The organism is Allokutzneria multivorans (assembly GCF_039537405.1).
Lineage (GTDB): Bacteria > Actinomycetota > Actinomycetes > Mycobacteriales > Pseudonocardiaceae > Allokutzneria > Allokutzneria multivorans.
Window position 1 is genome coordinate 312006 of sequence record NZ_BAABAL010000005.1, and the last position, 22646, is coordinate 334651.

The 22646-nt window shown below is 70.2% G+C and carries 27 protein-coding genes; 15 read left to right on the top strand and 12 right to left on the bottom strand.

The genetic code is table 11. The features are described from left to right. Genes ABD798_RS05440 through ABD798_RS05450 form a run of 3 tightly spaced genes read left to right on the top strand, consistent with a single transcriptional unit; the run spans nt 1 to nt 3217 of the window. Nucleotides 1-795 carry a glutaminyl-peptide cyclotransferase gene (locus tag ABD798_RS05440; protein ID WP_344871399.1) on the top strand — a complete coding sequence of 265 codons (795 nt, stop codon included), beginning with the start codon at nt 1-3 and terminating at the stop codon, nt 793-795. Between the two features lie 52 nt (nt 796-847). Next, nucleotides 848-2728 carry an MFS transporter gene (locus ABD798_RS05445; RefSeq protein ID WP_344871400.1) on the top strand — a complete coding sequence of 627 codons (1881 nt, stop codon included), beginning with the start codon at nt 848-850 and terminating at the stop codon, nt 2726-2728. 9 nt (nt 2729-2737) lie between these two features. After that, entirely contained in the window at nt 2738-3217 is a 480-nt protein-coding gene (locus ABD798_RS05450) for a DUF2771 family protein (protein WP_344871401.1), read from the top strand. Nucleotides 3218-3220: 3 nt separating this feature from the next. Here ABD798_RS05450 and ABD798_RS05455 read toward each other — a convergent pair whose 3' ends face one another. Continuing rightward, on the bottom strand, nt 3221-3610 hold the full coding sequence (locus ABD798_RS05455) for a cold-shock protein (protein WP_086820569.1): 390 nt from the start codon (nt 3608-3610) through the stop codon (nt 3221-3223). A gap of 149 nt (nt 3611-3759) precedes the next feature. Continuing rightward, nucleotides 3760-4422 carry an HAD family hydrolase gene (locus ABD798_RS05460; protein WP_425549187.1) on the bottom strand — a complete coding sequence of 221 codons (663 nt, stop codon included), beginning with the start codon at nt 4420-4422 and terminating at the stop codon, nt 3760-3762. Nucleotides 4423-4513: 91 nt separating this feature from the next. On the opposite strand from ABD798_RS05460, the gene ABD798_RS05465 reads away from it, so the two are divergent. Continuing rightward, entirely contained in the window at nt 4514-5125 is a 612-nt protein-coding gene (locus ABD798_RS05465) for a TetR/AcrR family transcriptional regulator (protein WP_344871403.1), read from the top strand. Further along, entirely contained in the window at nt 5122-6063 is a 942-nt protein-coding gene (locus ABD798_RS05470) for a R2-like ligand-binding oxidase (RefSeq protein WP_344871404.1), read from the top strand. The genes ABD798_RS05465 and ABD798_RS05470 overlap by 4 nt, the downstream gene beginning before the upstream one ends. Here ABD798_RS05470 and ABD798_RS05475 read toward each other — a convergent pair. Both ABD798_RS05475 and ABD798_RS05480 read right to left on the bottom strand, forming a co-directional pair. Next, nucleotides 5994-6530 (bottom strand): hypothetical protein, encoded by a 537-nt coding sequence (locus ABD798_RS05475; protein ID WP_344871405.1) that lies wholly within the window; start codon nt 6528-6530, stop codon nt 5994-5996. The genes ABD798_RS05470 and ABD798_RS05475 overlap by 70 nt on opposite strands. A 4-nt stretch (nt 6531-6534) precedes the next feature. After that, the gene (locus ABD798_RS05480; protein ID WP_344871406.1) at nt 6535-8169 is read right to left on the bottom strand and encodes an AMP-binding protein; all 1635 of its coding nucleotides are present in this window, start codon (nt 8167-8169) and stop codon (nt 6535-6537) included. A 96-nt stretch (nt 8170-8265) separates the two neighbouring features. Between ABD798_RS05480 and ABD798_RS05485 the strand changes: the two genes are divergently transcribed. The 8 genes from ABD798_RS05485 to ABD798_RS05520 all read left to right on the top strand — a co-directional run bounded on the left by ABD798_RS05485 (nt 8266) and on the right by ABD798_RS05520 (nt 12925). Continuing rightward, the gene (locus ABD798_RS05485; RefSeq protein WP_344872872.1) at nt 8266-8661 is read left to right on the top strand and encodes a YccF domain-containing protein; all 396 of its coding nucleotides are present in this window, start codon (nt 8266-8268) and stop codon (nt 8659-8661) included. Nucleotides 8662-8780: 119 nt separating this feature from the next. Continuing rightward, entirely contained in the window at nt 8781-9095 is a 315-nt protein-coding gene (locus ABD798_RS05490; protein ID WP_168200752.1) for a hypothetical protein, read from the top strand. 52 nt (nt 9096-9147) lie between these two features. Beyond that, nucleotides 9148-10302, top strand: a complete 1155-nt coding sequence (locus ABD798_RS05495; RefSeq protein WP_344871407.1) for a hypothetical protein — start codon at nt 9148-9150, stop codon at nt 10300-10302. A gap of 1 nt (nt 10303) precedes the next feature. Then, a complete protein-coding gene (locus ABD798_RS05500; RefSeq protein ID WP_344871408.1) occupies nt 10304-10699 on the top strand; it encodes a hypothetical protein in 396 nt (131 codons plus the stop codon). Next, nucleotides 10681-11226, top strand: a complete 546-nt coding sequence (locus tag ABD798_RS05505; RefSeq protein WP_344871409.1) for a DUF3558 family protein — start codon at nt 10681-10683, stop codon at nt 11224-11226. Before ABD798_RS05500 ends, ABD798_RS05505 begins: the two co-directional genes overlap by 19 nt. Nucleotides 11227-11238: 12 nt before the next feature. Further along, the gene (locus ABD798_RS05510; protein WP_344871410.1) at nt 11239-11634 is read left to right on the top strand and encodes a hypothetical protein; all 396 of its coding nucleotides are present in this window, start codon (nt 11239-11241) and stop codon (nt 11632-11634) included. Nucleotides 11635-11795: 161 nt separating this feature from the next. Then, nucleotides 11796-12173, top strand: coding sequence for a hypothetical protein (locus tag ABD798_RS05515; protein ID WP_344871411.1), 378 nt, complete (start codon nt 11796-11798; stop codon nt 12171-12173). Then, the gene (locus tag ABD798_RS05520; protein WP_344871412.1) at nt 12173-12925 is read left to right on the top strand and encodes an ESX secretion-associated protein EspG; all 753 of its coding nucleotides are present in this window, start codon (nt 12173-12175) and stop codon (nt 12923-12925) included. Before ABD798_RS05515 ends, ABD798_RS05520 begins: the two co-directional genes overlap by 1 nt. A 3-nt stretch (nt 12926-12928) precedes the next feature. Here the strand turns inward: ABD798_RS05520 and ABD798_RS05525 are convergent, their stop codons facing one another. The 7 genes from ABD798_RS05525 to ABD798_RS05555 are packed head-to-tail and all read right to left on the bottom strand — an operon-like array spanning nt 12929 to nt 17976. Then, a complete protein-coding gene (locus tag ABD798_RS05525) occupies nt 12929-13666 on the bottom strand; it encodes a maleylpyruvate isomerase family mycothiol-dependent enzyme (protein WP_344871413.1) in 738 nt (245 codons plus the stop codon). Nucleotides 13667-13698: 32 nt separating this feature from the next. Then, on the bottom strand, nt 13699-14457 hold the full coding sequence (locus ABD798_RS05530; RefSeq protein WP_344872874.1) for an HAD-IIA family hydrolase: 759 nt from the start codon (nt 14455-14457) through the stop codon (nt 13699-13701). 34 nt (nt 14458-14491) lie between these two features. Further along, nucleotides 14492-15526 carry a sulfate/molybdate ABC transporter ATP-binding protein gene (locus ABD798_RS05535; protein ID WP_344871414.1) on the bottom strand — a complete coding sequence of 345 codons (1035 nt, stop codon included), beginning with the start codon at nt 15524-15526 and terminating at the stop codon, nt 14492-14494. Then, a complete protein-coding gene (locus ABD798_RS05540; protein WP_344872876.1) occupies nt 15523-16296 on the bottom strand; it encodes an ABC transporter permease in 774 nt (257 codons plus the stop codon). Before ABD798_RS05540 ends, ABD798_RS05535 begins: the two co-directional genes overlap by 4 nt. Nucleotides 16297-16298: 2 nt before the next feature. Then, on the bottom strand, nt 16299-17048 hold the full coding sequence (gene modA, locus ABD798_RS05545) for a molybdate ABC transporter substrate-binding protein (protein ID WP_344871415.1): 750 nt from the start codon (nt 17046-17048) through the stop codon (nt 16299-16301). Continuing rightward, entirely contained in the window at nt 17045-17437 is a 393-nt protein-coding gene (locus tag ABD798_RS05550; RefSeq protein WP_344871416.1) for a TOBE domain-containing protein, read from the bottom strand. The genes modA and ABD798_RS05550 overlap by 4 nt, the downstream gene beginning before the upstream one ends. Nucleotides 17438-17469: 32 nt before the next feature. Beyond that, nucleotides 17470-17976 carry a MarR family winged helix-turn-helix transcriptional regulator gene (locus ABD798_RS05555; protein WP_425549164.1) on the bottom strand — a complete coding sequence of 169 codons (507 nt, stop codon included), beginning with the start codon at nt 17974-17976 and terminating at the stop codon, nt 17470-17472. A gap of 170 nt (nt 17977-18146) precedes the next feature. On the opposite strand from ABD798_RS05555, the gene moaA reads away from it, so the two are divergent. Both moaA and ABD798_RS05565 read left to right on the top strand, forming a co-directional pair. Then, nucleotides 18147-19196 carry a GTP 3',8-cyclase MoaA gene (gene moaA / locus ABD798_RS05560; protein WP_344872880.1) on the top strand — a complete coding sequence of 350 codons (1050 nt, stop codon included), beginning with the start codon at nt 18147-18149 and terminating at the stop codon, nt 19194-19196. Continuing rightward, nucleotides 19193-19453, top strand: coding sequence for a MoaD/ThiS family protein (locus ABD798_RS05565; RefSeq protein ID WP_344871417.1), 261 nt, complete (start codon nt 19193-19195; stop codon nt 19451-19453). Before moaA ends, ABD798_RS05565 begins: the two co-directional genes overlap by 4 nt. Here ABD798_RS05565 and ABD798_RS05570 read toward each other — a convergent pair whose 3' ends face one another. Further along, entirely contained in the window at nt 19454-22642 is a 3189-nt protein-coding gene (locus tag ABD798_RS05570; protein ID WP_344871418.1) for an AfsR/SARP family transcriptional regulator, read from the bottom strand. Between the last annotated feature and the right edge of the window lie 4 nt (nt 22643-22646).

Sequence of the window (22646 nt, forward strand, 5' to 3'; positions counted from 1 at the left end):
ATGCGACCCGCAACCTGGCGGTACGGCGCGGCGGCTGCTGGGCTGGCCGTCGTGGTCGGAGCCGTGTGGCTGACCGAGGGCGACACGCCCGGCTCACCGGCCGTGCAACAGCTGCGCGTGGAGGTGCTCGGCACGCTCCCGCACGACACCTCGGCGTGGACGCAGGGCCTGGAACTGCGCGACGGCGTGCTCTACGAGGGCACGGGCCTCACCGGGCAGTCCAGCGTGCGAGAGCTCGACCCGGCGACCGGGGCGGTGCGCCGCCAGGTGCCGCTGCCCGGCCTGTTCGGTGAGGGCGTGACGGTCTCCGGCGACCGGCTCTGGCAGCTCACCTGGCAGGAGGGCGTCGCGATCGAGCGCGACCGCTCCGACCTGCGCGAACTGCGTCGGGTGAGCTACCCCGGCGAGGGCTGGGGGCTGTGCATGGACGGGTCGCGGCTGGTGATGAGCGACGGCAGCTCCACGCTGACGCTGCGCGATCCCGCGACCTTCGCCGAGCTGGGCAAGGTCGAGGTCAGCAGGGACGGGCTGCCGGTCAGGGAGATCAACGAGCTGGAGTGCGCGGGCGGCGCGGTCTGGGCGAACCTCTGGAAACGCGACGAGATCGTCCGGATCGACCCGGCCAGCGGGGCGGTGACCGCTACCGTGGACGCGTCCGGCCTGCTCAGCCAGGCGGACAGGACGGCGACCGACGTGCTCAACGGCATCGCCGCCGTACCGGGGACGGACGAGTTCCTGATCACCGGGAAGCTCTGGCCGAAGATCTTCCGGGTGCGGTTCGTGCCGGTGCGATAACGCGTGGTCAAGGCTGGGACACTGGCAGCACGACGTACGGCAGGATGAGGACGTGACTGGTACCGGTCGGGGCCGCCCTGGTTGGGGCGGGGGGAATCGCAAGCGGCACAAGGAGGCGCAGGAGCTGCACAGCTCCGCCGAGCCCGCGCGCGAGCAGCAGCACCCGCAGCCGCCGCGCGGCCGAGAGCGCACCCGTCCCGAGGAACAGCCGTCCTACCCGTGGGACGAAGACCCCGACTACCAGGCACGACCCCGTCGCCAGCGCACTGAGCCGGAGACGCGGTACGAGCCGAAGTACTACCCGCCGGACAGCTACCCGCAGCAGCCGCCGCGCTACCGCGAGCGCTACAACTCCGACGGCTACCCGGTGCCGGTCGAGGACTCGGGCAGGCAGGACAGGCACGAGGGCCACCAAGAGCAGCACTCCCGGCTGGCCCCGCCACCGGAGTACGGCTCGTCCGGGCCGAAGCTGCCGAAGAAGATCACCGTCAGCCGGGTCGCGGTCTACCGCACCCGTCAGCTCGGCCAGCAGGCCGTGCAGGCGTTCCGGCGCGGGGTGCACGCGGACGGGGCGGACAAGTCCGGGCTGGCCGCGCTGACCTACGCGGTGATGATGAACTTCGCGCTGGACGCGGCGATCGCGGTGGCACTGGCCAACACCCTGTTCTTCTCGGCGGCCAAGGGCGAGAGCCAGGGCAAGGTCGCGCTCTACCTGCTGATCACCGTCGCTCCGTTCGCGCTGGTCGCGCCGGTCGTCGGCCCGCTGCTGGACAAGCTCCAGCGCGGTAGGCGGCTCGCCCTGGCAGCTTCCTTCGCCGGGCGCGCCGTGCTCGTCATGGTGATGGCGACGAACTTCGACTCCTGGGGGCTGTACCCGGCCGCGCTCGGCGCGATGGTGCTGTCCCAGTCCTTCGGCGTGCTCAAGGCCGCGGTCACGCCGCGCGTGCTGCCACCGGACATCTCGCTGGTGAAGTCCAACTCGCGGATGGCCGTGTTCGGCCTGGGCGCGAGCGTGGTCTTCGGTGGCGTAGCCGGTGGGCTCGGCCAGATCATCCACGAGTCGGCCGCGCTCTGGTTCGCCGCCGTGATCTGCGCGATCGGCGTGTGGCGCTGCCTGCGCATCCCGGCCTGGGTGGAGGTGACCGAGGGCGAGGTCCCGGCGTCGCTGAGCGCCAAGGCGGACAAGCGCGAGGGCAAGCCCAAGCGCCAGCCGATGGGCCGCACCCTGCTCGTCGGCCTCTGGGGCGCGGGCTCGATCCGCGTGCTGACCGGCTTCCTGACGCTGTTCGCGGCGTTCGTGATCAAGGCCCAGACCGAGGGCGACGCGGTGCTCCAGCTGATGCTGCTCGGCGTGATCGGCGCGGCGGCCGGGCTCGGCACCTTCCTCGGCAACGCCATCGGCGCGCGGTTGCAGCTGGACAAGCCCGACACCGTGGTCATCGCCTGCCTGAGCACCGCGCTCACCTCGGTGGTGTTCGCCGCGCTGATGGAGGGCCTGGTCACCGCGGCCATCGTCGGCCTGATGGGCGCGACCGCCTCGGCGCTGGCCAAGGCGTGCCTCGACGGGGCGATCCAGACCGATATGCCGGACGAGTCGCGGGCCTCGGCCTTCGGCCGCTCGGAGACGATCCTTCAGCTCGCGTGGGTCTTCGGCGGCGTGCTCGGCCTGCTGCTGCCGCCGGTCTACTGGCTCGGCTTCACCGTGGTCGCGTGCGTGCTCGCGGTCGGCCTCGTGCAGACCGTGCTGACGCACCGAGGCACCTCGCTGATCCCCGGACTCGGTGGCGACCGGCCGCTGCGCCCGGGCAGCGAGGACCGGACCAAGCCCACCGCACCGCCGGTACCGCCGGTGAGCAGGCCGGACGGCTGGGCTCCCGGGTGGCCGGGCTCGCAGGGCCAGCCGGGCGCAGCCCCACCACCGCACTCCCCGTAGGTTTGACGGGTGCGTCGAGGACTCGCCCTACTGCTCGCGGCCGCCGGTGCCACCCTCGCCGGGTGTGCCGCGCCGACCCCGCCGACCGTGACCTTCTACGCGGCGGGCACCTCCGTGGTGACCGGCCCCGCCCAGCACTGCGACGTGCAGGTGGAGAACTGCTCGGCCGACCCCGACGCGCACGCCGTGCTGCGGGTGCCGCCGGGCAGCCCGTTGCAGATCTCGGTGGACGCCCACGTCGGAGAGACCCCGTGGCAGGTCGTCTTCCGCTACCGCGACGCGGCGGGCACGCCGATCGAGGGCCGCAGCGCCGTGTTCTACGGCGAGAACAAGCGGCTCGCCTACACCCTGCGGCTGCCGACCAACGCCGCGCAGCTGGAGACCGTGGAGATCCAGCAGTTCGGCGGGGTGCTCGCGGCCCGCGAGGACGGCGGCGTCGACTTCGTCACCAGGGGAACCTGGGTGCTCTCCGTCGACGACCGCCGCTGAGCGCTAGTTCGGGTCCAGCTCGCGGGCCACGGCGCGAACGACGTCGGCGACGACCTTGGTGGTCTTGCGGTCCGGGTAGCGGTTGCGCTGCAGGTCCGGCTGGACCTTCATCTCCAGCAGCTTGATCATGTCCTCGACCAGGCCGTGCAGCTCCTCGGCCGGGCGGCGCTGCGCCTCGGCGACCGAGGGCGCGGGATCGACGAGGCGAACCGACAGCGCCTGCGGGCCGCGACGGCCGTCGGCTACGCCGAACTCCACGCGCTGGCCGGACTTGAGCGCGTCGACTCCCGCGGGCAGTGCGGAGGCGCGGACATAGACGTCCTCACCGCCGTCCTGGGTGACGAAGCCGAAGCCCTTCTCCGCGTCGTACCACTTGACCCTGCCGGTCGGCACTATGCTCACCGTTCCCTTAGCTTCTGGTTGCGCCCCGCGCGACTGCCCCGGTGTTCACCCTGCGGCGTCCTCGCATGACGAACGCGTCCTAGGCGGGCCTAGGACGCGCGAATCGTCAGCGTACCGAGAATCACCGGTTCAGCGACAGGCTACGGCGCATTCTGCTGATCGAGACTGCGCCGTTCGTGGCGAAGATCAAGGGCTTGCCCGGTGCCCGCCCACTCCCGCAGCCAAGCGGGGAACTCCGTGAGGTCGCCGAGCACGACGTCGGCCCCGGCCCCGGCCAGCTGGGCCGCGTCGCAGGCTCCGCTGGGCACCGTGACGGCGACCGCACCGGCGGCCTTCGCCCCGACCACGTCGCCGATGTGGTCGCCGACGTAGATCTGGGCGCCGAACTCGCGCAGCGCGTCGGCCTTGGCCACCGACCACAGCTCGCCGACGAGGTGGTCGACCTCGATGCCGAGCGCGTCCAGGTGCAGCGAGGCGTTGGGCGCGTACTTGCCGGTGACGACCACGACGCGGCCACCCAGCTCGCGGACGGCGGCGACGGACTCGACCGCGCCGGGCAGCGCGACGGTCCGCGGGATGACGATCCCGGGGTAGAGCGCGCGGAACTCGGTGACGAGGGAGGTCACCAGGGCCTCGTCGGTGACGTAGCGGCGGAACTCGTCCTGGAGGGGCGGGCCGAGGTTGTTGGCGAAGCTCTCGCCGTCCAGCGGCAGCCCGGTCTGGCCGCCCAGCACCTCGAACGCCCGCCGCATGCCCGGACGAGGGTCGATCAACGTCATGTCCAGGTCGAAACCCACGGTCAGCACGGCCACGGTGGCGACACTACGGTGTTGACACAAGTCGATTTAGCGTCCACCTCTTTTACACACGCAGCGCTTGTGTAAAGCTGTCGCAGTGGGCCAGATCACACCGTTCACGGCCAAGGTCAAGGCGTCGCTGCGGGAGGACCTGCTCGACGCCACGACGCGCCTGCTCTCCGAACGCGGCTTCCAGGGGCTGCGGATGGCCGACGTCGCCGCCGCGACCGGGGTCAGCAGGCAGACCGTCTACAACGAGTTCGGCAACAAGGAAGCCCTGGTCCAGGCCGTCGCGCTGCGCGTAACCGCGGACTTCCTCGACGGCACGGCCGCCGCGCTGGACGAGGCGCCGGACTTCCTGACCGGGGCGCACCGCGCGGTCCGGCACATCCTCGACCGCTCGCTGCGCGACCCGCTGGTCAGCTCGATCCTGACCGGGACGGGCGCCGAGGACATGCTGCCGTTCCTGACGATCAAGGGCGAGCCCGTGCTGCGCTCGGCGACCGACCTGGTCAGCCAGCACCTGCGCGGGCGGCTGCCGGGGGTGCCCGAGCACACCGCCGACCTCTACGCCGAGACCACGGTCCGGCTGACCCTGAGCCACCTGCTGCTGCCCACCGGGACCGTCGCCCAGGCGGCCGACGCCGTGGCGGCGATCGCGCGGGTGCTGCTCACCCCGTACCTGTCCACCGCAGAGGAGCGGTCATGACGAGTCGACAGAGCTTCCACTCACTGCGCAGCGGCGGCCTCAACTGGGACTCGTTCCCGTTGCGGCTGTTCGCCAAGGGCAACGCCCGCCAGTGGAACCCTGCGGACATCGACTTCAGCCAGGACGCCGAGGACTGGGCATCGCTGACCGACGAGCAGCGGCGCGGCTCGGCGTACCTGTGCGCGATGTTCATCGCGGGCGAGGAGGCGGTCACCGAGGACATCCAGCCGTTCCTGCGCGCGATGTCCTCGGAGGGCCGCTTCGGCGACGAGATGTACCTGACGCAGTTCGCCTACGAGGAGGCCAAGCACACGGAGGTGTTCCGGCGCTGGCTGGACGCGGTCGGGCTGGACGAGGACCTGCACTCCTACGTCGCCGACAACCCCGGCTACCGCGCGATCTTCTTCGACGAGCTGCCCAGGTCGTTGCGCGTGCTGGAGACCGATCCCAGTCCGGAGAACCAGGTCCGCGCCAGCGTCACCTACAACCACGTCGTCGAGGGCACGCTCGCGCTGACCGGGTACTTCGCGTGGAACAAGGTGTGCGTGACCAACGGGATCCTGCCCGGTATGCAGGAGCTGGTGAAGCGGATCGGAGACGACGAGCGCAGGCACATGGCGTGGGGCACCTTCACCTGCCGTCGGCACGTCGCGGCCGACGACCGCAATTGGCAGGTCGTGCAGGACAGGATGGGTGAGCTGCTCCCGCACGCGCTCAGCGCCATCCAGTGGGTCTACGACCAGTTCGACGAGCAGCCCTTCGAGCTCAACGTGCAGGAGTTCGTCGAGTACGCCGCCAACCGCGCGCAACGGCGGCTCGGCGCGATCGAGTCCGCGCGCGGCGTGCCGGTTGAGAAGATCGACTTGGACTACTCCCCCGAGCTGCTCGAAGAGCGCTTCGGCGAGGAGGACTCGGCCGCGCTGGCCGGAGCGGACTGACCGGAGCCGGTTCCGGCCGCGTGGCGCTCGGTCCGCGCGGCCAGCCAGTCCCGCCAGGACGGCCCTGTCCCCTGCTCCAGCACCTGCATCTCGTAGGGCGCCATGTCGTTGGCGTCCTTTCGCACGGCGTACCCGGCCTTGGTGAGGATCGCCGCGATCGCGTCCTGCATCACCTCCGCCACCGCGCCGGAGTAGTGCAGGCAGTGGTCCTCCAGGTCCCTGCGGACGAGGGCATCGACAGCGGCGCTGCGCAGCACGTCGTGCGCCTCCCAGGAGATGAAGACGCCGCCGTCCTCGTCGAGGGGGTCGACGTACACGCGCGCCCCCGCGGACACCGTCGTGTCGAACCGGAGATCCCCAGGGACGATCGGCAACCCCGCGACGGCGAGGTCCTCCTTCACGGCACTGGCCAGCGACTCCCACCGCGCCACGGTGCCGGGGTCGGCGCGCTTCGGCGTCCAGCTCACCGGTTCACCCGATCCCGAGGATGCCGACCGCGCGCTCGCGCATCTCGACCTTGCGGATCTTGCCGGTGACCGTCATCGGGAACTCGTCGACGACGTGCACGTAGCGCGGGATCTTGTAGTGCGCGAGCTTGCCCGTGCAGAACTCGCGCACCAGTTCGGCGGTGAGCGGCGCGGCACCCGGGCGCATGCGCACCCACGCCATCAGCTCCTCGCCGTACTTCACGTCCGGGACCCCGACGACCTGCGCGTCGAGGACGTCGGGGTGCCCGTACAGGAACTCCTCGATCTCGCGCGGGTAGATGTTCTCTCCGCCGCGGATCACCATGTCCTTGATGCGCCCGGTGATCCCGACGTAGCCCTGCTCGTCCATCACCGCGAGGTCGCCGGTGTGCATCCAGCGCGCCGCGTCGATCGCCTCGGCGGTCTTCTCGGGCAGCTCCCAGTAACCGAGCATCACCGAGTACCCGCGCGTGCACAGCTCGCCCTGCTCACCGCGCGGCACGGTCAGCCCGGTCGCCGGGTCGACGATCTTCACCTCGATGTGCGGGTGCGCTCTGCCCACGGTGGACACCCGAAGGTCGAGCGAGTCCTCGGCCCTGGTCTGCGTCGACACCGGCGAGGTCTCGGTCATGCCGTAGCAGATGGTCACCTCGTGCATGCCCATCCGCTCGATGACCTGCTTCATCACCTCCACCGGGCACGGCGAGCCCGCCATGATCCCGGTGCGCAGGGTGGACAGGTCGTAGGAGTCGAAATCATCCTCGGCCAGCTCCGCGATGAACATCGTCGGCACGCCGTAGAGCGAGGTGCAGCCCTCCGCCTGGACCGCGGCGAGGGTGGCCTTCGGCTCGAACGCGGGTGCTGGGATCACCATGCACGCGCCGTGGCTGGTCGCCGCGAGGTTGCCCATCACCATGCCGAAGCAGTGGTAGAAGGGCACCGGGATGCAGATCCGGTCCGCCTCGGTGTAGCCGCACAGCTCGCCGACGAAGAACCCGTTGTTGAGGATGTTGTGGTGCGACAGCGTCGCGCCCTTGGGGAAGCCGGTCGTGCCCGAGGTGTACTGGATGTTGATCGGGTCGTCCGCGGAGAGCCCGGCCTGCGCGGTGCTGAGCGCGCTCCGCTCGACGTCGTCCCCGGACTCCACCAGCTCTGTCCACTGTGGAGTGTCGAGCAGCACGACCCGGTCGAGCGCGCCGCAGTTCGGCCGCACCACCTCGATCATCCCGGCGTAATCGGAGGTCTTGAACTCCTTGGCCGCCACCAGCAACCGCACTCCGGCCTGGTTGAGCACGTACTCCAGCTCGTGCACCCGGTACGCGGGGTTGATGTTGACCAGGATCGCGCCGATCTTGGCCGTGGCGTACTGGGTGAAGGTCCACTCCGCCCGGTTCGGCGACCAGATGCCGACGCGGTCGCCCTTGCCGATGCCCGCCGCCAGCAGCCCGCGCGCGAGCTGGTCCACCTGCGCCGCGAGCTCGCGGTAGGTCCACCTGCGCCCGGTGGCCCGCTCGACCAGGGCGTCCCGGTCACCGAACGCCGCGACCGTGCGGTCGAGGTTGTCGCCGATCGTGTCGCCGAGCAGTGGGACCTCGGAGGTCCCGGACGCATAGCTCGGCAGAGCGGTGGACTCGGCCACGGTGAACTACCTCCTGCGCGCGTTGTGACAGCCGCCACTCATCCTGGACTCCCCGTCAAGCCCCGCCTCCGGGGTTCGGGCACCATGGGTGGGGTGCTGCGACTGTTGCTCAATGCGATCTGGTTGATCTGCGGAGGTTTCTGGCTGGCCATCGGCTACCTGGTCGCGGGGATCATCTGCTGCGTGCTGATCGTGACCATCCCGTTCGGCATCGCCGCGTTCCGCAACGCCAACTTCTGCCTGTGGCCCTTCGGCAGGACGCTGGTCAAGCGCAGGGACTCCGGGCTCGGCTCCGCGCTGGGCAACGTGCTCTGGCTCGTGGTCGCCGGGTGGTGGCTGGCGCTGCTGCACCTGGTCACCGGCATCCTCCAGTGCGTCACGATCGTGGGCATCCCGCTCGGCCTGGCCAACATCAAGCTGATCCCTGTCGCTCTGTGGCCGCTCGGGCAGGAGATCGCCTGGATTGACGACAGGCTCGGCTTCACCAGGTGAACGCCCGCGTGTCCCTCGGACGTGCGGGTATGCGGTGAGCTAGAACACAGTCGCGTGTGATCCTCCTCTTCTGCCGGATCTCTGTCGTGACATGTTCGGACTTCGATCGGGGGTGCCCGATGACCGTGGACCGCGAACTGGGGCAGATCGCCGACGCGATCGACCGCGCCATGCACCGGATCTCCACCGCACAGACCGACCCGAGCTGGGAGCACGTGGAGTGGCTCCGGCTCAAGGCCGATCTGCTCGACCGACTCGCGGCGGCGCAGCGCGGCGCCGGTCAGATCGCCCGCAGGGCCGAGCTGATCCGCGACCGCGCCGAGCGCATGGCCGACGAGCTGACCCGGATCATCCCGGCGGCACCGCCGGGCCAGCACAGGGCCGAGGTCGTCCAGCTCTGGGCCGAGGGCTCCCGCTCCGCCGCGGAACGCTGACGCCCGCCGCCGTTTCCCGTACCGTCCGGTATGTGAGGCGGAGGGGGAGTCCGTGTCTGCGGATCGGCATTTCAGCGGTGGGGACAACTACGAGTCGAAGTCACTCGAAGAACTGCGCTCGCTTCTGGGTGATGCGCGAACGGCGCTGGCAGCCCAGCTCGCGACCGAGATCGGTGAGCGCGGCGCGGCGGCGAAGCGGCTCGCTGACGGCATGAACGAGCTCGCGGCCAAACTCGAAGGCCGCTGGCAGTCGGGCTCGGTGACCCGGGCCAAGGCGGCAGGCGACCTGCTCAGGAGCTACGGCGACGAACAGGAGCAGATCGCCCGCGGTATCGGGCAACCGTTCGCGTCCATGGCCCACGCCGTCAAACAGGTCTCCGAGCACGTCAAGGAACTCAAGCTCGCCGGGCCGGAGTTCCCGAAGTCCTTGCCCACCGGACTGCGCCCCGAGGAGATCACCGTCCTCCAGGCAAGCATGGCGCGGCAGGAGCAGGCCAAGGAGGCTCTGCGCCAGGAGGCCATCGAACTGGGCCGTTCCCTGGACCGCGAGGCCGAGCGGACCGACCGCGTCTCCCCTCGCTTCGACGACCTCCCAGCGGTGTTCTCGCCTTCTCCGCCCCCACGTCCTCCGGAGGGTGGCGGCGGCGGCGGCGGTGGCTCCACGCCGCCTCGTGGTCTGCCCGGCGAGCGGGGTGGTGGTGTCATCGAGCCCGCACCCACTTCTGATGGCTCACGCCCGGGCCCCACACCGACTCCGGAGGGCTGGCGTCCCGGCGAGGTCGAACGGGCGGGCTGGGACCGTCCCGTCGGCGGCCAGGTCGACGGCGGACGATCTGGAAGTGGGTCCGACTCCGGTCGCGGCGGCATGGCCGGTGGCGGTGGAACCGGCTCCTTCGGCGGCGTTGGCTTTGGTGGTGGTTCGTTCGGTGCCGGCTCGTCCGGCGGTGGCTCGTTCGGCGGCAGCGGCCACAGTGCCGAGTCGAGGCGATCACCTGGTTCTGCTCTGACGCCCCCACCTGGCCGCGGCGGCGGTTCCCCCGGCGGGTCGGGACCGGGAGGGCGTGCCGGGCAAGGCGGCTTCATGCAGCCCGCGGTCCCCGGCACCTCTCAGGGCGCTGAGGACGAGGAGCACGACCGCCGATACCCGTACGTGGAGGACCTCGTCGGCGAACTGCCCAAGGTGGCGCCACCGGTGATCGGGGAATGACGTGACGACCTGGAACAGCGACCCCTGGGCCAACGACGGCCTCGCCGAGGTCACCGACATGGTGTCCAACGGCGAGGTCCGCATGGACGCCGGCACCAAGGAATGGGTCACCAACCACATGGACGCGCTGATCCAGATCGCCGAAGCCGAACTGAACGCCGCAAAGCAGTTCGAGACACGAGCGCGTGGAATCAGCTTCGGCGCAACACGAGCAGGGCTGGCGATGAGGGAGAAGTTCCTGCATCGAGCATCCTCCCAGGAAGGAGGGCTCGTGTGGTTCTGGCAGCGCTACCACGACGCCCTCGTGGAGTTTCGCAGGCGCGTGGTCGCCATGGCAACAGCACTCGAAGCGAGCGACCAGAAAGGCGCGGAACTGCAATGGAAGGCCGGTTCGTGAGCCGTCCCCGGAAGGAGTCAGCACTGCTCCTTGCCGCCGTGCTGGCATTGACTGGCTGTTCTACCCCGACTCCTGGGGAGGCCGTGCCGAGCGCGACCATCGGCCTCCACCCCGGCAAGAATCCGACGGCGCGCGAGCTCTGCCGACTGCTGACGCCCGCCGACTTTCCGGTCCAAGGGCAGCTGGTTCCTGGCTCGCCAAAGGTTGAGGAGAAGTTTTCGCCCTCCTGCATGTACCAGCTGAAAACCGGCGGGGTGGGTGAGCTCTTCACCGGCGGAATCGTATTCGTCCCAGAGGTGACGCTCAGCCAGGACTACTTCAGCAACCGCAAGGAAGAACGCATAGGCGGCAGGCGCGTCGCGCTCGGCCGAGGGGACCTCGCGGGAGAAGCGTCGTCGTGCGGAGCGATATTCGACTCAGCCGTCGGCTTGTGGTCAATCGAGCTCTCCGACCTGTCCGCGCCGAATCGGGATGGGTGTGCATCGGCTCGGCACGTCGCGGAGCGTGTCATTCCGAGGGTGCCGTGATCGGGGAATGACGTGACGACCTGGAACAGCGACCCCTGGGCCAACGACGGCCTCGCCGAGGTCACCGACATGGTGTCCAACGGCGAGGTCCGCATGGACGCCGGCACCAAGGAATGGGTCACCAACCACATGGACGAGCTGATACGGATTGCCGAGGCCGAACTCAGAGCCGCGAAGACATTCGCCAGAAAGGCGGCGTCAGTCGACTTCGGAGCCACCAGAGCCGGGCAGGCGATGCGGGACAAGTTCATCCATCGCAGCTCGGACCAGGAGGGCGGTCTCGTGTGGTTCTGGCAGCGATACCACGACGCCCTTGTGGAGTTCCGAAGGCGCATAGTCGGCATGGCCACCGCACTTGAAGCCAACGACCAGAAAGGCGCGGAGCTACAGTGGCGAGCCAACTCATGAACGCCGCCCACAGAGGATTCCCTTGGTTGGCGGTAGCTGCCCTTGGCGTGTCCGTTGTCACATCAGGCTGTTCCAGTACCGTCTATGGCCAGCCCTCCCCTACCGGAGGATCAATTGTCTCTCCTGGAAGATTGCCCACAGCTGCGGAGTTGTGCAAATTAATGACCCCAGCCGACTTCCCAGTACAGGGACAGCTGGCGCCGACGTCCCCAGAAATCGAAGAAAAGTACTCTCCTTCATGCTTTTATCACGTCAAGACCGGAGGAGTTGGCGATACATTCTCAGCTGGAATCGATTTTCTTCCAGAAGGAAAAATTCTTCCAAGCCACCTCAAGAACAGAAAGGAAGACATTGTCGCGGGCAGGCGTGTCGCTATTGGCCAAGGCGAGGTCAAAGGCGAATCCGGAGAGTGCGGAATGATGTTCGAATCGCCCGCCGGGGTGTGGGCGATCGAGATCGCTGATCGCTCCGCGCCCGATCGGGACGGGTGTGCGTCGGTGCGGCACGTGGCGGAGCGGGTCATTCCGCGGGTGCCGTGATGCGGGGGCGGAGGGCGTTGCGGGTCCCGGCGGTGGTGTACGAGGTGTGGTGGGAGCGGCTGGGGCTCGGGGTGATGCCGTTTCCGCTCGTGGTGTTCCAGCACGGAGCGGACTCCGACGAGCGCGGCAGAGCGCGGGCGTGGGCGGAGGGCTGGGTGGCGTGGCACGGGCTCGGGGATGAGCTGGCGGAAGCGCTTCGCGTCGTCGCGGATCACGACATCGAGCTGGCGTTGGTGCACACCGACCGCGAGGGGCAGAACAGGATCGGCTGCTTCCGGAAGGGCCGAAGTGTGTTGCGGGTGGTGCTCCACGGGGACAGCGTCGAGCTGGCGTGGCTCGCGGACACCTCGTTGCCGAGCGCTGCGGTTGGCGCACTGCCGGTGCGCGGGGCGGGGCGCGGGCAGTCCGCGCAGGTTCCGGTGGAAGCTCTGACGAAGTGCGGGGACGACTGGAAGCGCTCCGGCTTGATCAGTGACGGTGTTGCGGCACTCATCGACGTCGGAGCCGATCGCCTTCAAGCACAACGGTTTCTGACGGTCTACTCGGCGGCGGACGCGATGGGGCAGGCATCGGCCGTCCAGCCGAGGCAGGGCCGATCGGCGGCGCTGTCCACCGACCCGCTCAGCTGGTTGGACACCGGCGAGGGCCGGTACGTGACGACCGTCAACGGCGGGCAGGTGACGCTCGCGCCGGTCAGTGCGGCGGCGCTGGGCACGCGGTTCGCCGAACTGCTGACCGGATCGTTCACCTAGGCGTCAGTCCAAGCTGGTCCAGCTGACGAGGGCGTCCACCAGCTCCACCTCCCCTTCGACGGCGAGCGCGGTCAGCGGGATGCGGCGCCAGAGCACCAGGTCGAGCTGCTCAGCGGTGCCGTTGACGACGGCGGAGGCGGGCACTTCGGGGTAGACGGGCACGCGTCGCGGCTGGGCGGAGCGCAGCGCTACGTCCCACTCGTCGCCGGTGTCGCTCGCGCGCAGGCGCACCAGGCCCTCAGGCCCGCTCCACGGCTTGCCCCACAGGAAGCGTTGGAGGAACTCGCGCACACCGTCCGCGGCCAGTGCGGGGTCGAGCGGAGCGGCGGCGCCGAGGGCGTTCTCGGCGTCCCAGCGGTGGATGAGCACCTCGTGCGCCTGGCGTTCGGCGACCTCGGCGGCCGAGGTGAGCTTGTTGTCGGACCACCAGCACCACGAAGCCGAATCGGGTGGGGTCGCGCGCAGGGTGCCCAGGAAGGACGCCGAACGCGAACGCCACCACGCGAGCAGGTCGGCTCCGGGCTCGGCCAACTCCGCGACGACGGCTTCGTCCGGGACCAGACCTGCCGAGCGCAGCCCGTGCTCCCACCACGTCTGCACTTCGCCCAGGTGCGCGACCAGGTCGGCGACCGTCCACTCAGGACAGGACGGGACGCGCCTGGTGAGTGCGCCCGGGGCGCTGACCGCCGCCGTGAAGGCCGCGGTCTGCTCCACGGTGGTCGCGATGTAGTCGATGCCCATGCGCAGAAAACTAGACGGGGGCACCGACAGTCTCAGAAGGGCTGGTCAGCGCTGCCGAGGAGGTCGGCGACCGAGCCGATCGTGCGGGTGGGGCGGTAGGGGAAGCGGTCGGCGGTCTCCGCGGTGGAGATGCCGGAGAGGACCAGGATCGTCGCCAGGCCCGCCTCCAGGCCGGAGCGGACGTCGGTGTCCATGCGGTCGCCGATCATCAGCGTGCTCTCGGAGTGGGCGCCGAGCGCGCGCAGGGCGGAGCGCATCATCAGCGGGTTGGGCTTGCCGACGAAGTACGGAGCGCGGCCGGTGGCGCGTTCGATCAGCGCGGCGACGGAGCCGGTGGCGGGCAGCACGCCCTCACGGCTCGGGCCGGTCTCGTCGGGGTTGGTGGCGATGAACCGCGCGCCCGCCTCGACGAGCCGGATCGCCTTGGTGATCGCCTCGAAGCTGTAGGTCCTGGTCTCGCCGAGCACCACGTAGTCGGGGTCGCGGTCGGTCAGCACGTAGCCGATGGAGTGCAGCGCGGTCGTCAGCCCGGCCTCGCCGATGACGTAGGCGGAACCGTTGGGGCGCTGCGAGTCGAGGAACTTCGCGGTCGCCAGCGCGGAGGTCCAGATCGCCTCCTCGGGCACGTCGAGCCCCGTGCGGCTCAGCCGCGCGCGCAGGTCGCGAGGGGTGTAGATGGAGTTGTTGGTGAGCACCATGAACGGGACGTCCTTGTCCCGCAGCTCCTTGAGCAGCTCGTCGGCCCCGGGGATCAGGTGCTCCTCGTGCACCAGCACCCCGTCCATGTCCATCAGGTAGTTCCAGGTCACCGGCTCAGTCACACCCTCATACTCCCCCGTTGGCGGCGTGCACGCCCACCTCTGTCGCCTTCACCACGAACCAGACCTGCTCTCCGGGTTCCAGTTCCAGTTCGGCGGCGGCCGCCGGGGTGATGTCGGCGGCGAGCCCGTCATCGGCGCGGAGCCGGATCAGGTCGCCGTGCGGCTCCATCCCCGCGAGCCGGACGCGCAGCGCGTTGCGCGGGCTGCCGTGCGGGTTGGCCCGGTGCACCGCGACGGCCGCCGGCGAGAACACCGCGACGCCTTCCTCACCGACGCCGGCACTGCCGAGCCCCGCGATGACCACCCCTGCTGAGCTGCGAAGACCACCCTCAACGGTGGTACCGGCCACCAGGTTCAGCCCGGCGATGCGCGCGGCGAAGGCACTGCGCGGGCGGGTCAGGACCGCGCGCGCCGGCCCCTGCTCCACGATCCGCCCGGCTTCGAGCACGATCACTCGATCGGCCAGCACGAGCGCGTCCAGCGCGTCGTGGGTGACCATGATCGCCGGGCGGTTCTGTGCACGCAGGACTCGGCGGAGCAGCCCTCGCACGGCGGGCGCGGCGTCGACGTCGAGCGCGGTCAACGGCTCGTCCAGCAGCATCAGCTCGGGCTCGGCGGCGAGCGCCCTGGCCAGCGCGACACGTTGCGCCTGACCGCCGGACAGCTGCCGCGGTCTGCGACCGGCGAGCGCGAGAGCGTCCACTTCCTCCAGCCACCGCAACGCGATCTCGCGGTGATCCGCACGGCGTTGTGCGCGCGGCCCGAACTCGACGTTGGCGAGAACCGTGAGGTGCGGGAAGAGCAACGGCTCCTGCGCGAGCAGGCCGATACCGCGCTGATGTGGTGGCGTGCCGAGGAGATCACGACCGCCGAGTTGGAGGTGCCCGGCGTCGGGGCGCACGAGCCCGGCGATGAGGTTCAGCAGCGTGGACTTGCCGGAACCGTTGGGCCCCACCACCGCGACGACCTCGCCCGGCTCGACGGTGAGAGCAACGTCGAGCGCGAAAGCACCGCGAGCCAACTGGAACTCCGCCTTCACCGCAGCCCCTCCACAGCTCGCGGGCGGGCAACGGCGATCACCACGATCGCGATCACCACCAGCAGCAGGGAAAGCGCGACCGCAGCGTCCACATCGGACTCGCGCTGGAGGTAGATCTCCAACGGCAGCGTGCGCGTGGTTCCCTCCAGGCTGCCCGCGAACGCGATCGTGGCACCGAACTCGCCGAGAGCCCGAGCGAACGCCAACACCACCCCGGACCCGATTCCCGGGAGCAGCAAGGGAATCGTGACGCGGCGCAGCACCGTCCACCGACCCGCGCCGAGCGTCGCCGCCACCGCCTCGTAGCGCTCACCAGCCGTGCGCAACGCGCCTTCGAGGCTCACCACGAGGAACGGCATCGCGACGAAGGTCTGCGCCAGGACCACCGCGGCGGTCGTGTACGGCAGGCGCAGACCGAAACCGACGTCCAGCCATTGGCCGAGAAACCCATTGCGCCCCAACAGGTACAGCAAAGCCAAGCCGCCGACCACCGGCGGTAGCACCAAAGGCAGCAGCACCAACGACCGCAGGAACCGCAAGCCGCGGAAGTCCGCTCGCGCCAGCACGAGCGCGAGCGGACCACCGAGCAGCAGGCACAGCAAGGTCGACATCGCCGCGGTCTGAAGGGACAGCCCGAGCGCGGAGAGAGCGGCGTCGCTGCTGACCAGCTCGGGCAGCCGCACCCAGTCGACCCGCCCGAGGAGGCCGATCACGGGCAGCACGACGACCGCGAACCCGAGGAGCGCGGGCACCCACAGCAGCCGGGGCAGGGTCACGGAGGACCGAAGCCCGCGCGGGTCAGCACGTCGCGGCCGGCCTGGCCCCGGACCAGTTCGGCGAACTCGCGCGCGAGCTGGGCCTGCTTGGACTTCTTCAGCAGCGCCAACGGGTACTCGTTGACCGCGTCGGCGGACTCGGGGAAGTCGATGCCCTCGACCTTGCCGGGCGCGGAGAGCACGTCGGTGACGTAGACCAGACCGGCGTCGGCCTCCTTCGCCGAGACCTTGCCGAGCACCGAGCGCACATCCGGCTCCTCGCTGACCGGCTTCAAGGTCAGCTTCGCGGCCGTCGCGACCTGCTTGGCGGCGGCACCGCAGGGCACCTGGGGCGCGCACAGCACGAGCGCGGTCCCCGGCTTGGTCAGATCGGCCAACGCCTTGATGCCCTTGGGGTTGCCAGGGGGCACGGCGATCCGCAGCGTGTTGACCGCGAAGACCTCGGCGCGGCCCTCGATCAGATCCGCCTTGGCCACGGTGTCCATGGTGGACGGGCTGGCGGAGGCGAAGACGTCGGCGGGCGCGCCGTTGACGATCTGCTGGGCGAGGTCGGAGGAGCCGCCGAAGCTGATCCGCACGTCGGCACCGGGATGGCTGGCCTCGAAGGACTTCTCCAGCTCGGTGAAGGCGTCCTTCAGCGACGCGGCCGCGAAGACCGTGATCTCCCGCTTCTCCGGGCCGCTGGTGCAGGCAGCGACGAGCAGCAACGACAACGACGACAGCAACAGTGCGCTCATGCGCTTCATGGGGTCTCCACCACGACTTGGGTCGACTTGATCACTGCGACGGCGAGCGCGCCCGGCTTGAGGCCCAGTTCCTCGGCGGCCTCGGAACTCATCAGCGAGACCACGCGGTGCGGGCCGCACTGGATCTCCACCTTGGCCATCACGCGGTCGGCGACCACGTCCGTGACCAGGCCGACGAACCGGTTGCGCGCGGAGCTGCCGATGCCGGTCGGGTCAGCGGCGGCACGCGCGCTGTCCCTGGCGTGCGCGGCCAGCTCCGCCCCGTCCACGGCGATCCGGCCCGCGGCGTCGCGGTGGCCGGTCAGCACCCCGGAGTCGACGAGCCTGCGGACGGTGTCATCGCTGACCCCGAGCAGCCCGGCAGCCTCGCTAATTCGAAAATGCGGCACGCTGAGAACAATAGTTCCGCATTTGCGGAAAGTCAGCCGTTGTCGTGGTCTCGAACTCGCTTTGTTTCCGCGTGCAGCGTCTCGGTCATCTCGGTGAGGTAGGAGATGATCACCTCGATCTCGCCCGCGCTGTGCTGCTGGACCGCCTTCTCGCACGCGTCGCGCAGCCCCTGGAACATCCACGCGTGCTCACCGGCGTCCTTGGCCAGCACCTCGACCAGCACCTTGCGGCGGTCGTGCGGATCACGCACGCGGCGCACGAACCGCGCCCGCTCCAGCCGGTCGATCACCCCGGTGACCGCTCCGGTCGACAGCCCGGACAGCTCGGCGATGCGCCCGGCCGTCACCGGCCCCTCGGCGCGTCTGGCCAGGTCAAGGCACTTGTGGTCGGTGACGGAGAGCCCCATCCGGTCGGCGACCGCGGTGTGGAACATCACCGTCGCCGCGCTCAGCGCCCTCCCGCACATCGCGAGCCGGACACCGCCTTCGGACATGTCCAGCCCGAACCCGGGATCGACCTGCTTCTCGCCGTTGGCCATGCGTCCCCTGCCTCCGCCGACGTCAACATCTTCGGGACAAGAAGCTTTGCAGCTCAGCTACTTGACCGTGAGGCATGTTACCCGGCAAGAGCCACCGGTCCTGCGGCGCTCACGAGGATTTGTCGGCATCCGCCGCTACTCTCGGAAAGGTGAATCCCGTCCCCCTGGGTATGCCTTCGGTCGCGCGCTCTTCAAGGCGCGGCACCGCTCTGCCCGCGCGACCGGACGAGAACACCCTCGTTGACCGCTTCGGCCGGACCGCGACAGATCTCCGGGTCTCCGTGACCGATCGCTGCAACCTGCGCTGCTCCTACTGCATGCCCGCCGAGGGCCTGGACTGGCTACCGGGCTCGGAGCTGCTCAGCGGCGCGGAGCTGACCAGGCTGATCGGGATCGCCGTGCGCGACCTGGGTATCACCGAGATCCGTTTCACCGGCGGAGAACCTCTGCTGCGCAAGGACATCCTCGACGTGATCGGCGCGGCGGCCGAGCTGTCCCCCAGGCCGAGGATGTCGCTGACCACCAACGGGCTGCGGCTGCCGGAGCTGGCGGGGAAGCTGGCCGAGGCCGGGCTGGACCGGGTCAACGTCTCGCTGGACACCCTGCGGGCGGACCGCTTCTTCACGATCACCAGGCGCGATCGGCTGGACAAGGTGCTCGACGGGATGGCGGCGGCGACCGGTGCCGGGCTGACGCCGGTGAAGGTCAACGCCGTCCTGATGCGCGGGGTCAACGAGGACGAGGCCGTTCCGCTGCTGGAGTACTGCCTGGACAAGGGCTACGAGCTGCGCTTCATCGAGCAGATGCCGCTCGACCCGCAGCACGCGTGGGACCGCGACCGGATGGTCACGGCGACGGAGATCCTGGACATGCTGGGCGCGGCGTTCGAGCTGGCCCCGCACCCGGCACCGCGCGGTGGCGCGCCGGCGGAGCGCTGGGTGGTCGACGGCGGCAGGGGCTCGGTCGGCGTGATCGCGTCCGTGACGCAGCCGTTCTGCGCCGCGTGCGACCGCACCAGGCTCACGGCGGACGGGCAGATCAGGTCGTGCCTGTTCGCCAGGACCGAGACGGATCTGCGCGGCCCGCTGCGCGAGGGCGCCTCCGACGAGGAGATCGCCGCGCTCTGGCGGAGCGCGATGTGGGGGAAGGCGGCTGGGCACGGCATCGACGAAGCCGGGTTCGCCCAACCGGACCGACCGATGAGCGCGATCGGAGGATGAGCGTGCAGTCGTTGACCGTGCGGTACTTCGCGGGGGCCAGGGCGGCCGCCGGAACGCCGGCCGAAGCCGTCGAACTGGACAAGCCGTCCACTGTGGACGAAGTGCTCGAACTGCTGCGCGAGCGGCACGGCACCCGGCTGAGGACGGTCCTGCCCGCGTGCAGCTTCCTGCTGGACGGCGTGGCCGTGCGGGACAGGGCCGTCACCGTCCCGCCGGGCGCCGAACTGGACGTGCTCCCACCGTTCGCAGGCGGTTGATCACTGCTCCGGCACGCCGATGGCGGCGCGGATCCTGGCGGCCTCCTCGGCCGCGTTCGCGTCGCCGAGCACGCCCAGCAACGCCAGCGACCGAGCCGCGCCGAGGCGGTGCCCGGTCTCGGTGTGCACCTCGACCGCCCGCCGCGCCTGGGTGATCGCCTCGCCGCGCTCGCCGAGGTCGTGGTGGACGCGGGCCCGTGCGCTGATCGCTTTGCCTTCGCAGAGCCGGAAAGCGACAACTCGGGCGTGCGACTCGGCGAGCCGGGCGAACTCCATGGCCTCGCCCGCGCGGCCCAGCACCCTGGTGGTCTCGGCCAGCCCGATCAGGGCCGTGACCTCGCCGTAGGTGAAGTTGGACTCGCGGGACAGCGACAGCCCCTCCTGGAACCGGTCGAGCGCGCGCTCCGGGCGAGAGCGCCCGAGCTCGATCCCACCGGCGACGATCACCGCGTCGGCGACGGTCTTGCGCCGCTGGGTCGCCCTCGACAGCTCGATCGACTCCAGGCACAGCTCGTGCGCGCGCTCGTACTCGCCGAGATCGCGGTGGACCTCCGCGAGGCTGCTGAGCACGCTCGACTCGGGCGAGCGCTGCCCCAGCTCACGGCAGCGCCGCAACGAGTGGTCCAGCGACTCGATCGCGGCGGCGTACTCGGCCAGTTCGCGTCGAGCGATGCCGAGGTTGTTGGCCGCGAGCACCTCGATCGTGGTGAAGCCGTGCTCCGAGCACTTCCGCACCGCCGACTCGTGCACCCGCGCGGCGTCGGCGAGCAGCCCCCGGTAGACGTAGATCGCGCCGACGTTCAGCATTCCCAGCACTTCCACGTGCGGCGGGCCGCTGACCTGACTGCGCGCGAGGCTGCGCTCGAAGTACTCCTGCGCCAGCGCCGTGTCCCCCAGCTCGGCGTGGGCGCCCCCGAGGTTGTTGAGGAACCCGACCTCCACGCTCGGCGGCAAACCCTTGTCGCACAACGCCAAACCCATGCTCCACTGTTCAGCGGCCGCCCTGTACTCAGCGAGGTCGAAGCACAGCCGCGCGTAGCTGTTGTGCGCGGCGGCTTCTCCTCGGAGATCACCGGTTTCCCGTGCCACGGCAAGGCCTGTCTCGGCGACCGCGCGCCAGTCCGCGATGTGGCCGCCCGTGCTGAAGTACATCCGCGCGGTGTCTGCGAGGTGCACCGCGAGCGGGTGGCTCCGGGATCTCACCGCGGCGACCAGGTTCGCGCGCTCGGCGTCGAGCCACCCGATCGCCGCCTCGCGATCGCCGAAGGAAGGCAGCCAGGGGCGTGGTTCCTCCTCCGGCAGCCCGATCCGGCTGATGTCCGGGTGGGCCTCGCGCGCGGCTCGATCGGCGGCGCGCAGGTAGTGGTCGAGCAGACGGTCCACAGTGGACGACCGGTCGGCCCGGCTCTCCTCGGCCGCGCACAGGTGCTCGGCGTAGAGCCGCAGCAGATCGTGCAGGTAGTAGCGGTCGGGTCCGGACATCGCGACGACGTTCACCGCCGCGAGCTGCTCCAGCAACTGGGCGGCGCGCTCCGGTTCCGAGTCCAGCAGCGCCGCGGCGGTGTTGGCGTCGAAGTCCGGGCCCGGGACGAGGCCGAGGCGCCTGAAGAGGCGGCGCGCCTCCGACTTGAGCGCGCTGTAGGACAGCCCGAACACCGCGTGCACCGCTGCCGAGGACTCGTCCGGGATCGCAAGCGCGGCAAGGCGATTGCCTCGCCGTAGCTCGTCGACGTACTGGGCGAGATCGGGCCTGGAACGGCCGGCGAGGTTCACGCCCGCGATGCGCAGAGCCAGCGGCAGGTGCCCGCACAGCTCGGCCAGCTCGGCGGCCGCCGGGTGGGCTCCGGCCTCCGCACCGAGCAGACTCGTCAGCAGTGCAACGGATTCCGGCGCACCGAAGGGCTCAAGGCGCAGGGTTCGCGCACCATGACCGACCACCAGTCCGCGCAGCTCGTTGCGCCCGGTGACCAACACCGAACAGCCGGGATCTCCTGGCAGCAGCGAGCGGATCTGGTCCGCCGCGCTGGCGTTGTCGAGCAGGACCAGGACGCGCTTGCCGGACAGGACGGAGCGGTAGAGCGCCGACTGCTCGTCGACGTCCACGGGGATCTGCTCCGGCCGAATCCCCAGTGCGCGAAGGAATCTGGACAGCACCTCGGCCGTCGTGACCGGCTCCCCCGACGCGTACCCGCGCAGGTCGACGTAGAGCTGACCGTCCGGGAACCCGCGCTTGAGCCGGTGCGCGACGCGGACCGCGAGCGCCGTCTTGCCGACGCCGGGCGAACCGGAGATCACCGTCACCGGAACCGAACGCTGCCCTTCGGTGGGCACCAACGTCCGCTCGACCAGCTCGATCCGGTCGGTGCGGCCGACGAAGTCCGCCAGATCCGGCGGCAGCTGCGCGGGCACCACCCTAGGCACCGTCCGCACCGTGGCCTCGGTCAGGTCGTGGCCGCCGACCAGGATCGCCTGGTGCAGCTCGCGCAGGCTGGTCCCCGGCCCCACGCCCAGCTCGGCGCGCAGCAACGTGGTGATCTTGCGGTAGGCGGAGAGCGCTTCGGCCTGCTGCCCGGAACGGTAGAGCGCGAGCATCAGCTGGGCCCAGAACCGTTCGCGCAGCGGGTGTTCCGCGGTGAGCGTGGTCAGCTCGCCGATCAGTTCCTGGTGCCGCCCCGAAGCGAGATCGAGGTCCACGCGCCGTTCGAGCGCGCCGAGGAGAAGCTCAAGCGCTGAGGTGATCTCGTTGCGCCGCAAGGACTCCGACTCGATCTCGGCGAGCAGGGGCCCACGCCACAGGCGAAGTGCCTCGGCGAGCAGAGCGCGCTCGGACTCCTCCGACCCGTCCTCTCTGGACCGTGCCGCCCGGTCGACGAGTTCGCGCGCGCGGAGCAGGTCGAGCTGTTCGGAGGTGAGGGTCATCGCGTAGCCACCGCGAACCGTGCGCAGCAGATCACCGCCTATCACCCGGCGCAGCCGCATGACGTGGACCTGCAAGGCATTGCGCGCTTCGGCAGGCGGGCTGTCACCCCACAGCGCCTCGATGAGGTCGTCGATCGAGACCGCGCGGCCGGAGCGCAGCAGGAGCATCGCGAGCACGACGCGTTGTTTGGCCGCCTGCACGGGAATCGGGGCGCCGTCGACCACGAGTTCAAGCGGCCCCAAGACCTTGAACCTGACCTCTGACGGCACCGCT